The organism is Curtobacterium sp. MCLR17_042 (assembly GCF_003234695.1).
GTDB classification, from domain to species: Bacteria; Actinomycetota; Actinomycetes; order Actinomycetales; family Microbacteriaceae; genus Curtobacterium; species Curtobacterium flaccumfaciens.
Window position 1 is genome coordinate 67925 of the sequence record NZ_QKTD01000002.1, and the last position, 13640, is coordinate 81564.

The following is a 13640-nucleotide window of genomic DNA, read 5'->3' on the forward strand; positions in this document are numbered from 1 at the left end:
CGCGGGTCGATGGGTCGGCCGACGGGGTGCCGCGGGCCGATGACACCCTACAAGGCGCGCCCAGGGACTCCCTGCCGCCGCTGCGGATTCGTGCAGAATGGCGTGCGTGACCGCAGTGATCCCGAGCACCCCCATGTCCTCTCCCCTCCGCGAGGACTACGCGGCCCTCGCGGCCGACGAGCACGCCGAGGGCCCCCGCGGCACGATCCGCTTCGCGGTGTCGACCGCCGATCCGTCCGAGGGCAAGGGCGACCTGTTCGTCGCGCTCGGGCTGGCGCGGGCGCTCCGGGCCGAGGGCTGGGGCGTCGCGATGTGGCCGCTCGAGCGCTGGGGCGAGGAGCTCCCCGCCGACACCGCCGTCGTGGTCAGCATGATCGAGTCCTTCGTGCCCGGGTACGTCCCCGCCGGCACTGCCCTGGTGGCGTGGGTGCGGAACTGGACCGCCAAGTGGGCAGCTCTGCCGTACCTCGACGAGTTCGACGCGGTCTGGACCTCGTCCGGGATCGCCCGCGACGCGATCGCGGCCGCGTACTCCGGCCCCGTCGAGGTGGTGCCGATCGGCGTCGACACCGAGCTGTTCACGACCGACGCCCCCGCACCGCGCGAGCGCACGGACCGCGCCGTGACCACCGTCAACTTCTGGGGCGTCCGCCGCCGGGTGCAGGACGTCCTCGCCGAGGTCGCCCCGGCCGAACCGATCGTCTGGTTCGCCGCGAACGTCGACCACGTCGAGGCCTCCGCGGGCGTCGAGCTCCGCCCGGCCGTGTCCTACTTCGCCCTGCCCGAGGTCTACCGCGCCGCCGGCTTCGTCGTCGACGACGTCATCGAGCCGGCCGCCGAGTACGGCACCCTGAACTCCCGCCTGTACGAGTCGCTCGCGTCCGGTGCACTGCCGGTCACCGACTGCGCGCTCGGGCTCGACGAGCTCGGCCTGTCCGACGTGCCGGTGTTCGACGACACCGACTCGCTCGAGCGCGTGCTCGCGATGCCCCGCGACGAGCGCACCGCCCTGGTCGCACGGCTCCGCGCCGTCGTGGTCGAGCGGCACTCGTTCCGCAGCCGCGCCGAACAGGTCGGTCCGTCGCTCGACGCCGCCGTCGCCGCCGCCTCGGGCCGGAGCGGCGAGCGTGGCGCGTTCCTGCGGTGGGCCACCGCCCAGCGCGAGACGCTCCGGCAGACCGAGCACGACCGCGACGTCCACCTGGCCGGCGTGCACGACATCAACGCTCGCCTGGTCGCGTCGGAGCAGAAGGTCGGCGCGTACGACACCGCCCGTCGCCTGGCCGAGGCGGAGCGCGACCAGATCGCGGCCCGCTTCGAGGGCCTCACGCGCTCCCCCGAGTACCGGCTGCTGCACGGCGCGGGCCTGATGGCGCGGCGCGCGCGCCGCTGACGGCGGTCGACGCGACCCACGACGGACGGGAGGCCCGGTACCAGCTGGTACCGGGCCTCCCGTCCGTCATCTGGTGACCGTCTACTGCACGGTGACGGTCTTCGTGCCGAAGCTCTTGTAGGTGCCGCTCGGCAGGTCCTGGAAGTAGACGCGCACGGTGTGCGTGCCCTTCTTCACCCCGGTGAACTTCCGCGACAGGCCGACGTCCGAACCCCAGTCCGGGTGCACGGCCTGCACGTCGGTGCGGGTCGCGTTGACGGTGCCCGGCGAGACGGCGACGCCGTCCAGGTGGATCTTGTACTTGACCGGGTCCCAGACGTCCGGGTCGATCGCCCAGCCGGCCACGGTGATGGTGCCCGTGCCGCCGGTGACGGACTCGTACAGGCCCTTGACCGAGCCGGTCTTGCCCGTCTTGCCGGTGGTCGGCGGGTCGGTGACCGTCACGCTCTTCGTGCCGAAGCTCTTGTACGTGCCGCTCGGCAGCTCCCGGAAGTACACGCGCACGGTGTGCGTGCCGGCGGTCAGCCCGGGGATCTTCAGCGAGAGGCCGACGTCGGAGCCCCACGCGGGGTGCACGGCCTCGACGTCGGTCCGCTTCGCGTTCGCGGTCCCGGGGGCGATGGCGACACCGTCGACGTGGATCTTGTAGGCGACGGGGTCCCAGACGTCGGGGTCGATCGCCCAGCCGCGCACCGTGGCGCTGTTCACGCCACCGACCACGGACTCGAACGCACCCTTGACCGAGCCGGTCTTGCCCGTCTTGCCGGTCGTCCCCGACGCGTCGGGTTCGGCGGTCGACGCGGCGGTCACGGTCACGGACTTGGTGCCGAAGCTGACGTACTTGCCGCCCTGCAGGTCCTGGAAGTAGACGCGCACGGTGTGCTTGCCCGCCTTCAGGCCGGTGAGCCGGAGCGTCAGACCGACGTCGGAGCCCCACGTCGGGTGCGTCGCCTCGACGTCGGTGCGGGTGGCGTCTGCGATCCCGCTGTTCGTGCTCACGCCGTCGAGGTGGATCTTGTACTTGACCGGGTCCCACACGTCCGGGTCGATCGCCCAGCCCCGCACGGTCGCCGTGCCGACGCCGCCGGTGACGGAGTCGTACGACCCGCGCACGGCACCGGTCTTGCCGGTCTTGCCGGTGGTCGGGGCGTCCACGACGACCGACTTCGACGCGACCTTCACGTACTTCGTGCCGGGCTTGTCCATCACGTACAGCGTCACCGCGCGCGAGCCCGCGCTGATGCCGCCGATCGTCTTCGAGAAGCCGAGGGTGCTGCCGACGCCCGGGTAGACCTTCGCCACGTCGGTGCGGGTCTTGTCCGCCGTGCCGGTCGCCTTGCTCACGCCGTCGACGAGGATCTTCCACGAGCCGGGCTTGGACGAGTCGGGGTCGAGGACCCACCCGGTGGCCGAGATCGTGCCGACGCCGCCGGTCACCGAGTCGAGGACGCCCTTGGGCGCCGCGCTCGTGATGGTGCGGGTGTAGCAGCCGAGCAGGGTGTTCGCCCCGCGACCCTGGTTGATGGCGTAGCTGCAGACGGAGTGCTTGCCGAGGCTCAGCCCGGTCAGTTCGGCCGAGAACCCGTGCCGGGTGTTGTTCGCGCCGAGGGTGCCGGCGAGGTCGCTCCGGGTCTTGTCCGCCGTGACGGTCTTCGCGCCGGCGCCGTCGACGTAGAACGCGACGCGCAGGGCGTTGGTGGTGTCCGGGTCGGCCGCCCAACCGGTGACCGTGATCGACGAGGTGGAGGTCGCGGTCACGGAGTCGACGTCGCCGTACGGGTTGCCGCCGCCGGCCGCAGCACCGAACCAGTCGGTGTACATGCGCCAGAAGTTGCGGTTGCCGTAGGCGGAGCAGCTGTCGCCGGAGCCGTAGAGGTTCGACATGGCCGCGGCGTTCGGGGTGTACGGGGTGTAGATGTACAGGCTCGCGGTCGCCTGGTTCTGGATGTAGACGGACTTCCGACCGCAGGCCGCGTTCGGGTTGAGCAGGATCGAGTTCGTCCGGCCCGCCTGGTACGCCCACGAGGTCGGCGACGCCTGGTACCGCTTGAACTGCAGGGCCGCTGCGTAGACCTGCTGGCCGAAGCCGAAGTACGCCGGGTCGCACGGGGCGGTGTCCGGGCACGCGAAGCCGGTGGCGTGCAGGTACATGTAGGACGTCGGCGAGGACGTCGTGACGATGCCCTGCTCCTTCTGCAGGAGCACGAGGAGCACCTTCTGGCTGATGCCGCACGCGGCACCGACCTGGGCGATCATCGTCGCGGCCGACTTGGTGCCGCCCGCGATGGCCGCGCACCGGCCGGAGACGGCACCGATCGAGCTCATCTTCTGCGAGAAGTCCTTCAGGCAGGCGGGGCCACTCGACGACTTCCGGCAGTTCGGCGCGACGCTCGTCAGGAACGACTGCACGGCGGCGGCGTTCATCGCCGAGCCGTTGTAGAAGTTCGCGTCGCTGATGATGTTGCCCGGGTCGAAGTCCGAGGCCACCGCGGCCGAGGCCGACTGGGTCGTGGTCTGCTCCGCGAGCACCGTGCCGAAGGTCAGGCCGCTCACCGCGACGGCGAAGGCCGCCACCAGGGCGAGGGAGCTCCGGAGGGAACGACGGGAGCGGGCTGCTCGGGGGGAACGGGTGGTGCGGGGGGTGCGGGGGTTGCGCATCACGGGACCTCGGCGGTCAGGGGGTCGGACGTCGTCGACGCGGAGCCGACGGCGTAGGTCAGGGTGACGGACCAGGTGCCGCTCGACACCTTCGCCGCGGGGAACGACACCTGCGCGCAGTTCACCGACGAGGCACTCGCCTGTGCGGTGCTCGTGGCGGTGCGGGTGACGCCGTCCTTCGTCGCGGTGAAGGTGCACTTCCCGCTCGTGTCGGTCGTACCGGAGACCAGGCCACCGGCCTGGAGGGTCTTCGAGCCGGTGTCCCAGCCGGCGAACGTGACGACGGACGTGGCCGGGTACTCCGACGGGTCGGTGTCCGGCTGGTTCGTCGCGCCGCTGCCCGGGAACGCACCGGGGGTGTCGTCGTCGGAGGCGCCGGCGTCGTCGCCGTCACCGTCGTCGGACCCACCGTCGGTCGGCGTCGAGGCCGCGTCGGTGGGCGCCGAGGTCGCCGAGTCGTCGTCCGTCGGGGTCGCACTCGGGGTGCGCGAGACGGACGCGGACGGCGACGGGGTGGCGTCGTCGCCACCACCGGAACAACCGGCCAAGAGGAGACTGAGTGCACCGACCACCGCGAACGCAGCGATCGGCCTGGATGCGAGGAGCATGCTGACGGGCCGTCCTGTGGATGTTGACAAGGGTCCGGGTTGCAACAACGGTAACTCGAAAGTGAAGGTTGAGGGTTGGATCGGCCGGAATCACCCCCACTCGGGGTGCACGACGACCGTCGCCCAACCCCGTCCCGCGGGCCCGGTGAGTATGCTGTTCCGGTCCTGCCCCCACGAACGAAGAGACGTATGGTCGACCAAGCCCGCATGACCGCGCTCGCGAAGGAACCCCTCGTCGTGATCGGCGCTCCGACGAGCGCCTTCCGCGGGACCTTCCGTGAGCTGCGCGACGTCTTCCGGCAGCGCGAGATGCTCGGCATGCTCGTCCGGCGTGACCTGAAGGCCCGGTACAAGGACTCGGCACTCGGGTTCGTGTGGACGCTCGTGCGCCCGCTGACCCAGCTGCTCATCTACTACTTCGTCATCGGCAAGGTCCTCGGTGCCGCCAACGGCATCGACAACTTCGCGATCTACGTCTTCACCGGCCTGACCGCCTACACGCTCTTCAGCGAGATCGTCGCCGGGTCGACCGGGTCGATCGTCGGCAACTCGGGGCTGATCAAGAAGGTCTACGTCCCGCGCGAGGTCTTCCCGCTCGCCAGCGTGGGCGCGGCCCTGGTGAACTTCACCATCCAGTTCGCGATCCTGCTGGCGGCGACGGTCGTCATCGGCGTCTTCCCGTGGCACGAGGGCCTGGTCTACCTGATCCCCTCGCTCGCGGTGATCCTGGTCTACGGCGCCGCCATCGGCCTGGTGCTGTCCGCGCTCAACGTGTACCTGCGCGACGTGCAGTTCGTCATCGACGTCGGCCTGATGGTCCTGCTCTGGGCCTCGCCGATCGTCTACTCGTACTCGCGGGTGGTCGCGACCGTGAACGCGGACTGGCTCCTCACCCTCTACACGAACAACCCGCTGACCCTGTCGGTGCTCGGCCTGCAGAACGCGATCTGGCTGCACGACCCGGCAGACGTCACGTACCCGGACCACCTGATGCTGCGGCTGGGGATCGCGTTCGTGATCGGCCTCCTCTGCCTCATCGGTGCGCAGCGGATCTTCTCCCGCCTGCAGGGCAACTTCGCGCAGGAGCTCTAGACCATGGCCATCAGCACCCCCGTCGCCCCGACGACCGCCGGCGAGACCGCCGAGCGTCCCGACGTCATCGTCATCGACCACGTCCGCAAGCGCTTCACGGTCCGCAAGGACAACACCCTGCGCGAGCGCATCGTCACGCTCGGCCGCGCCGGGCGGAAGCACCGCCAGGACTTCTGGGCCCTCGACGACGTCACGGTGTCGATCCAGGCCGGCTCGACCGTCGGGCTCATCGGCCAGAACGGCTCGGGCAAGTCGACCCTGCTCAAGGCCATCGGCGGCATCATCCAGCCGACCTCCGGCACGGTGTCCCGCCGCGGTCGCCTCGCCGCCCTGCTCGAGCTCGGCGCGGGGTTCCACCCCGACCTGTCCGGCCGCGAGAACGTCTACCTCAACGCGAGCCTGCTCGGCCTCAGCCGCAAGCAGACCGACGAGAAGTTCGACGACATCCTGGCGTTCTCGGGCATCGGGGACTTCATCGACACCCAGGTGAAGTTCTACTCATCGGGCATGTACGTGCGGCTCGCGTTCGCCGTCGCCGTGCACACCGACCCCGACGTCCTGCTCGTCGACGAGGTGCTGGCCGTCGGTGACGAGGCCTTCCAGCGCAAGTGCCTCGACCGCATCCGCACCTTCCAGGAGGCCGGCAAGACGATCATCATCGTCACGCACTCCCTCAGCCAGGTGCAGGAGATGTGCGACCGCGTCGTCCTGCTCAACAAGGGCAAGGTGCTGCACGACGGTGACCCCGTCCAGGCCGTGAGCATGTTCCGCGAGGTGCTCGAGGAACGCCGTCAGGGCGAGCTCAGCACCGACGTCGCCGTCGGCCGCGGCAAGGTCATCGGCGCGAGCGTGCACGTCGACGGCAAGCAGCCCCGCGCCGAGGTCATGCCGGGCGACGACCTCGTCGTGGACATGGAGTTCGAGCACCTGGACGGCATCGCCGACTGGGAGGCCGCGGTCCAGATCAACAACGCCGGTGGCCAGGTCGTCTACGGCACCACCACCGGCATCATGGGCCTCGAACTGCAGCCGCTGCACGGTCGCCGGAAGCTCCGCCTGCGGATCGCCGACACCGCGTTCGGCACCGGCAAGTACTTCATCAACGTGTCGATGATGGACTCGGCCGGGCGCCACCTGCACGACATGCCGGAGTGCGACTCGTTCGAGGTCCCCGGGTTCGAGCACGCCGTGGGCACGGTCTACGCCGAACCCTCGATCGAGGAGCTCGACTGACCCCGGACGACGGCGACACCGGGTCCCGCGCCGACGGCATGCCCCGTGGTGACTCCGCGCCCCGGGCCGACGGCACGATCCGCACCGCGGTCGTCGTCGTCAATTGGAACCGCGCCGACCTGACCACCGCGGCCGTCCGCGCCGTGCTCGACGAGGGCACGGCCGACGACGTCATCGTCGTCGACAACGGGTCGTCCGACGACTCCGTCGCGGTGCTCCGCCGTGCCCTGCCGGACGCCACCGTCATCGCACGCGACGACAACGGCGGCTTCGCGGCCGGTGCCAACACCGGCATCCGGCACACGGACGCCGACGTCGTCGTGCTCCTGAACAACGACGCCGTGCCCGCACCGGGCTTCGTCGCTGCGCTCCGCGACCACATGGCGCACGCCGGGCCCGAGGTCGCCGCCGTGACGGGCCGCATCGTGCTCGCCGGACGCTGGACGGGCCTCCCGGCCGGGGTGGAGCCCGCCCCCGGCCAACGCGTGCTGCGCGACCACGACGGCCGTCGCTGGACGCCGTCGGCGGACGGCGAGGTCCGGCTCAACTCGACCGGCGTCCGCGTCGACCGCGACGGCAACGGGATGGACCGCGACTGGTTCGCGCCCGTCGACCGGGTCGCCGACGTCGACGTCTTCGGGTTCTCCGGCGGCGCGTCCGCGCTCCGCCGAACGGCGCTGGACGACGTCGGCCTGCTCGACGAGTCCCTGTTCATGTACTACGAGGACACCGAGCTCGCCTGGCGGCTGCGCCGCCGCGGATGGCGCGTCGAGCACGCGGCCGACGCGGTCGTCGAGCACGACCACTCGGCGTCGTCCGGCGTGCAGAGCGACCTGTTCGTCTTCCGGAACGCGCGCAACCGCATCGTCGTCGCGCTCTGGCACGCCCCGTGGCCGACCGTCGCGCGGGCGAGCGTCCGTACCCTGGTGCGCGGCCTGCGTGGGCTGGCCTCCGGTCGCACCCGCCGGGAGGCGCGGCTCGTCCTGACGGCGATCGCGGACGTCGCGGGGACCCTGCCGGTCCACCTCGCGCGCCGGCTGCGCGAGACCCGGCGCGCGTCCGTCCCGCGCCGCAGCGTGGACCCGGGCGCATGAGTGCAGCGGGCTATCCTGGACACTCCCCCGTCGACGGCCCCGGCCACGACGTCCCCGCCCGGAAGGAACCACGCGTGCCGCAGCTCACCGTCCTCGTCGACGGGACCGCGGTACCGCAGGCGCTCGGCGGCGTCGGACGCTACGTCGAAGGGGTCGTGTCGCACCTGACCGACCCGTCGCTCGACGTCCACCTGGTCGTCCGCCCCGTGCACGCCCCGCACTTCGCCGCCGTCGCGCCGCACGCGACCGTGCACACGGCGCCGGGCTGGACCGACTCGGTGCCCCTGCGGTTCCTGTGGGAGCAAACCGGGCTGCCGGCGCTCGGCCGTCGGCTCGGGGCGCAGGTGCTGCACTCCCCGCACTACACGTTCCCGTTCGCCTGGCGCGGCGGGTCCGTCGTCACGCTGCACGACGCCACGTTCTTCTCCAACCCCGAGTGGCACTCGCGCCTGAAGCGCACCTTCTTCACCTGGTGGAGCCGCCGGTCCCTGCGCACCCGACCCGTCGTCATCGTGCCGAGCGCCGCGACCGCGACCGAGGCCGCCCGGGTCGTGACCGGCATCCGCGCCGACGTCCGGGTCGCACCGCTCGGCGTCGACCGCACGGTGTTCCACGAGCCCGACGTCGCCGCGGTCGAGGACGCCCGGATCGCCGCCACCCTGCCCGAGGGTGCCCCGTGGATCGCGTTCCTCGGCACCATCGAACCGCGGAAGAACGTCACGGCGCTGCTCGACGCGTACGCCTCGGTACGCGCCGCACGTGCGGCAGCCGGGTCGGACGGTGGCCCGGGTTCGGAGACCCCGTGGCTCGTGCTGTCCGGGGCCCGCGGCTGGGACGAGTCGGCCATCGCGCGGCTCGACGCCCTGCAGCCCACCGACCACGTCATCGAGGCCGGCTACCTGCCGCTCGAGGACCTCGCCGGGTTCCTCGGCGGTGCCGAGTTCGTCGTCTACCCGTCCCTCGGCGAGGGCTTCGGGCTGCCCGTGGTCGAGGCGATGGCCTCCGGCGCGTGCGTCCTGACCACCCGGCGGCTGTCCCTGCCCGAGGTCGGCGGTGACGCGGCCGTCTACAGCGAGCCCGACGCGACCGCGCTGGCGTCCGCGATGACCGCGCTGCTGGACGATCCCGCGCTCGTGGCGTCGCACCGTGCGGCGGCGCTGACGCGGGCCTCCTCGTTCACCTGGGAGGCCACCGCCGCCGTGCACGTCGAGGCCTACGAGTCCGTCGCCGGGGGTGCGCGGTGATCCGGGTCGCGGTGCTGACGGTCACCTACAACACCGGCGAGACCATCCGGCCGTTCCTGGCGAGCGTCGCCGGTGCCTCGAAGGACCCGGTCGCCGTCGTCATCGCGGACAACGGCTCGGCCGACATCGACGCACTCCGAGCGGTCGGTGAGTCCTACGGTGCCGTCGTGGTGTCCTCCGGTGGCAACCGTGGCTACGGCGGCGGGATCGACGCGGCCCTGAGCGCCCTCGACGACGTGCTGCCGGACGTCCGCCCGGAGTTCCTGCTCGTGACGAACCCCGACGTCGTGCTCGGCGAGGGCTCGATTGACGAACTCGTGGCCGCCGCCGACCGGTTGCCGTCCGGTGGGTCGTTCGGCCCTCGGATCCTCGACGACCAGGGCGAGACCTACCCGTCCGCCCGGCAGCTCCCCTCACTCCGGACCGGCCTCGGCCACGCGGCGTTCTCGCGGTTCTGGCCGGCGAACCCGTGGAGCCAGCGGTACTGGTCCACCACGAAGGTCGTCGAGCGCGAGGCCGGCTGGCTCTCCGGTGCGTGCTTCCTCATCCGGACGTCGCTCTTCCGCGAACTCGACGGGTTCGACGAGTCGTACTTCATGTACTTCGAGGACGTCGACCTCGGGCAGCGCGTCGGTCGGTCGGGCCGAGCGAACGTGTACGTGCCCTCGGCGGTCGTCACCCACACCGGAGCCCACTCGACGTCGTCCAACCGGCGCCGCATGGAGATCGAACACCACCGGAGCGCCTACCGGTTCCTGTCGCGGAAGTACCGGGCGTGGTGGCTTTGGCCGCTGCGCGTCGTGCTGCACGCGGGTCTCTCGCTCCGCGCCCGCTGGGTCACGCGCAAGTAGCTCCCGCTCGCGGGCTGTCCCGTTCGCGGGCTGTCCCGTTCACAAGACACCGGTGTTCGCGCGTTGCACCGCGGTCTGCGGGTGTTCCGAGTGCGAACACCGGTGTCTTGCGGGCCCGTTCGCGCCCGACGGCGTCAGGGGCGGCGGGGGTGCAGGCGCGTGCGCTCGGCGCGGGCCGCCGCCAGCAGCACGGCGGCGCGGGCGTCGAAGGAGTGCTCGGCGGCGATGCGATCGGCCACGGCGGCCCGCTCGGCAGCCGACGGCCACGGGCGCGCCGGGTCGAGCAGGTCGGCCAGCTCGTCACGAGAGCCCGGCACCACGAGCGTCGGGACGTCCAGCACGTCGGACAGCCCGGCCACCGGGTCGGTCACGACGACTCCCCCGGACGCCAGCACGTCGAACACCCGGTTCGACACGAAGCCCCCGGCGGCCATGTCGGGCCAGTGGTCGTTGAGCACCACACGCGCTGAGGCGTAGGCCGCCGCGACCTCGGCCCGGGTCAGCGACGGTTCGCCGAGCGACTCCGCGGGGACGACCTCGTCCCAGCCCGGACCGTGCACGCGCAGATCGGCACCGAGCGCGACCGCGTCGGTCACCATGGGTCGCGCGGCGCCGCGAGTCGAGCCGACGAACACCACGCGGTCGGCATCGGGGCTCGTCGCCGTGCGCGCGCCCGGGCGGAACACCGCCGGCTCGGTCGCCTGGAGCAGCGTCCGGACCGGCGCGCCCGCACGCGCAGCGGCCGCGGCTGCCCACACCGGGCCGGCCGCGAAGGCCGCGTCGAACGACCGCAGTTCGGTGTCGGCGACGTCGTCGGGGTGGCTGATCACCCAGAGCAGGTTCACCGAAGCCGGGTTCGGCGGCACCCGGTCGAGGCCCCGGATCACCAGCGTGACGTCGTCCGAGACATCGTCGTCCCGCACGTGGGCGTCGCGTCGGTCGATCCGGACGCGCTGCCCGAGGCGCTCGAGTGCCCCGGCGAGCTCGGCGGCGAAGTGCACGTCGCCCCAGCCGTCGCCCTCCGGCCCGGCGGGCGCAGCGATCTTGAGCGACCAGGTGAGGTGTTCGGCGTCACCGCCGGTCACGCGCGCGGCCGGGGCCACCGGCCGGGCACCCCAGGGCGGCAGGGGCGGTCCGGCGACGACACCGGCGCCCTCGGACGCGCGGTCGCGCCAGGCGGTGAACGCGTCGACGGTCGCGGCGTCGACGGTGCGGCCGGCCTCGACCGAGCGGGTCGCCTCGCCGACGACGCGCACGGCTCCGCCATCGGCATCGGCGACCGCGCGGCTCCAGGCCGTCAGGGTCATGCGTTCGTCCGGGAGGCACGGTGCCGGCACCAGCGCCGCCCCCGGCACCGAGAGCACCGGCTGGTCCGCCGCGAAGACGGTGTCGACGCTGGTCACGGTGTCGGCGCGGTCGTCCGACCAAGGCAGGGCACCGGGGCGCAGCAGCCGGGCACCGGAGCGGAGCGTGCCGTCCGGCATCCGGACCCGGGCCTGCGCGACCGAGCCCGCGGCCGCCAGCGCGTGCAGTGCCGGCACGTCGACCGACACCGAGGTGTCGACCACCACGAGCGTCTGGCCCGCACCGGCTACGACCCCGGCGTTGATCGCCGAGCCGAGGCCGTCGACGGGTTCCGGTCGGACCCACGGCAGGCGACGGCCGAACGGGTCGACCGGCGAGGCGTCCGCGACGTAGCTCACGACCCGGACGTCGACCCCGCGGCCGAAGGCGTCACGGGCGACCGACACGAGCCGGGCGACCTCGGCGTGCCGGTCCGAACGGGTCGTGACGAGCACCGTCACGTCGTGGTCCAGCCGCGGCAGGGGACGGTCGAAGCCGGCCACGCGCACGACGTCAGCCGGCGCTGCGGGCGCGGGACGGGCCTCCCGGTCGGGGTGGTCGGGAGCCGTCGTGTCGCGACGTCGGCGACCGAACCAACCGGGGGCGGGGGTCACGTGCGGAGCTAGACGCCGAGGAGTCGCTGCAGGTAGACGCCGTAGCCGCCCTTGACCAGCGGCGCGGCGAGCTCGGCGAGCTGCGCGTCGTCGATCCAGCCGTTCCGCCAGGCGATCTCCTCGATGCAGCCGATCTTGAAGCCCTGACGGTCCTCGATGACCTTGACGTACTCCGACGCCTGCATCATCGACTCGAACGTGCCGGTGTCGAGCCACGCGGTGCCGCGGTCGAGGACCTGGACGCCGAGCTCGCCGGCCTCGAGGTAGCGCTCGTTGACCGTGGAGATCTCGAGCTCGCCGCGGGCGCTCGGCTCGATCGTCTTGGCGATCTCGATGACCTTGTTGTCGTAGAAGTACAGGCCGGGGACGGCGTAGTTCGACTTCGGCTCGGCCGGCTTCTCCTCGATGGAGACGGCGGTGAAGTCGTCGTCGAACTCCACGACGCCGTACGCCTTCGGGTCGGCCACGTGGTACGCGAAGATCGTCGCGCCCTGGACGTCGGTGTTCTTCCGGAGGTTCGTGCCGAGGCCGGTGCCGTGGAAGATGTTGTCGCCGAGGACGAGGGCGACGCTGTCGTCGCCGATGAACTCCTCGCCGATGACGAAGGCCTGCGCCAGACCGTCCGGGGACGGCTGCACGGCGTACTGGATCTCCATGCCGAGCGCCGAGCCGTCGCCGAGCAGGGCCCGGAACTGGTCGTTGTACTCCGGCGTCGTGATGACCAACACCTCTCGGACGCCCGCCATCATCAGGGTCGACAGGGGGTAGTAGACCATCGGCTTGTCGTAGATCGGCATGAGCTGCTTGCTGATGCCCTTGGTGATCGGCCAGAGGCGCGTGCCGGAACCGCCGGCGAGGATGATGCCCTTCATCGCTTTCCCCTTACTTCTTCGTCCGGAGCGACTCGGTGTACGCGACGCACTCCTCGTACGTCGGCAGCAGGCCCTGTGCCGCGGCTTCCTCGAGGGTGGGGGCGCTGGTGTCCTTCTCGGAGAGCACCAGCTCGCCGAGGCCCTCGGGCAGGTCGAGCCCGACCGTCGGGTCGAGGATCGTGATCCCCTTCTCACGCTCGGGGTCGTAGTGCGCGCTGACGAGGTAGTTCACGGTCGACTGGTCCTCGAGCGCGACGATCGCGTGGCCGAGCCCCTCGGACAGGTAGACGGCCTTGCGGTCGACGTCGTCGATCCGGACGGAGTCCCACTGGCCGAACGTCGGGGACCCGACGCGGATGTCGACGATGTAGTCGATGAACGCCCCGCGCACGGCGGTGACGTACTTCGCCTGGCTCGGCGCGACGAGGGCGTAGTGGATGCCGCGGGCGACACCGGCCGCGGAGATCGACATGTTCACCTGGCGGAGGTCGAGCGGGTGAGCGACGGTCTCCTCGAGCACGTCGGCGCGGTACGCCTCGAGGAATGCTCCTCGTGCGTCGCCGTGCTGGACGGGCGTGAACTCCCACGCGCCAGGGATCTTCAGTTCGCGGATCTGCACCGGGGAAGCCTAGCAAGC

11 protein-coding genes are annotated in these 13640 nt (G+C 71.8%); 6 read left to right on the plus strand and 5 right to left on the minus strand.

The features are described from left to right. The first annotated feature begins 106 nt into the window (after positions 1-106). On the plus strand, positions 107-1393 hold the full coding sequence (locus DEJ02_RS02570) for a glycosyltransferase (RefSeq protein ID WP_146249208.1): 1287 nt from the start codon (positions 107-109) through the stop codon (positions 1391-1393). Between the two features lie 81 nt (positions 1394-1474). Here the strand turns inward: DEJ02_RS02570 and DEJ02_RS02575 are convergent, their stop codons facing one another. Then, on the minus strand, positions 1475-4051 hold the full coding sequence (locus tag DEJ02_RS02575; protein ID WP_111031901.1) for a hypothetical protein: 2577 nt from the start codon (positions 4049-4051) through the stop codon (positions 1475-1477). Beyond that, a complete protein-coding gene (locus DEJ02_RS02580; protein WP_111031902.1) occupies positions 4051-4659 on the minus strand; it encodes a hypothetical protein in 609 nt (202 codons plus the stop codon). Before DEJ02_RS02580 ends, DEJ02_RS02575 begins: the two co-directional genes overlap by 1 nt. Positions 4660-4848: 189 nt before the next feature. On the opposite strand from DEJ02_RS02580, the gene DEJ02_RS02585 reads away from it, so the two are divergent. The 5 genes from DEJ02_RS02585 to DEJ02_RS02605 all read left to right on the plus strand — a co-directional run bounded on the left by DEJ02_RS02585 (position 4849) and on the right by DEJ02_RS02605 (position 10173). Beyond that, entirely contained in the window at positions 4849-5751 is a 903-nt protein-coding gene (locus DEJ02_RS02585; RefSeq protein ID WP_111022341.1) for an ABC transporter permease, read from the plus strand. Between the two features lie 3 nt (positions 5752-5754). Then, positions 5755-6984, plus strand: coding sequence for an ABC transporter ATP-binding protein (locus DEJ02_RS02590; RefSeq protein WP_111031903.1), 1230 nt, complete (start codon positions 5755-5757; stop codon positions 6982-6984). A 38-nt stretch (positions 6985-7022) separates the two neighbouring features. Continuing rightward, the gene (locus DEJ02_RS02595) at positions 7023-8078 is read left to right on the plus strand and encodes a glycosyltransferase family 2 protein (RefSeq protein WP_111031904.1); all 1056 of its coding nucleotides are present in this window, start codon (positions 7023-7025) and stop codon (positions 8076-8078) included. Positions 8079-8152: 74 nt separating this feature from the next. Then, positions 8153-9322 (plus strand): glycosyltransferase family 1 protein, encoded by a 1170-nt coding sequence (locus DEJ02_RS02600; RefSeq protein WP_220038358.1) that lies wholly within the window; start codon positions 8153-8155, stop codon positions 9320-9322. After that, positions 9319-10173 (plus strand): glycosyltransferase family 2 protein, encoded by an 855-nt coding sequence (locus DEJ02_RS02605; protein ID WP_111031906.1) that lies wholly within the window; start codon positions 9319-9321, stop codon positions 10171-10173. Before DEJ02_RS02600 ends, DEJ02_RS02605 begins: the two co-directional genes overlap by 4 nt. Before the next feature lie 134 nt (positions 10174-10307). On the opposite strand, the gene DEJ02_RS02610 is transcribed toward DEJ02_RS02605, so the two are convergent. The 3 genes from DEJ02_RS02610 to DEJ02_RS02620 form a co-directional block, all read right to left on the minus strand. Further along, complete coding sequence (locus DEJ02_RS02610; protein ID WP_146249209.1) at positions 10308-12020, minus strand: glycosyltransferase; 1713 nt, start codon at positions 12018-12020, stop codon at positions 10308-10310. Between the two features lie 119 nt (positions 12021-12139). Next, positions 12140-13003 carry a glucose-1-phosphate thymidylyltransferase RfbA gene (gene rfbA / locus DEJ02_RS02615; protein ID WP_111029470.1) on the minus strand — a complete coding sequence of 288 codons (864 nt, stop codon included), beginning with the start codon at positions 13001-13003 and terminating at the stop codon, positions 12140-12142. A gap of 10 nt (positions 13004-13013) precedes the next feature. Then, on the minus strand, positions 13014-13622 hold the full coding sequence (locus tag DEJ02_RS02620; protein ID WP_111031908.1) for a dTDP-4-dehydrorhamnose 3,5-epimerase family protein: 609 nt from the start codon (positions 13620-13622) through the stop codon (positions 13014-13016). Positions 13623-13640 lie beyond the last annotated feature (18 nt).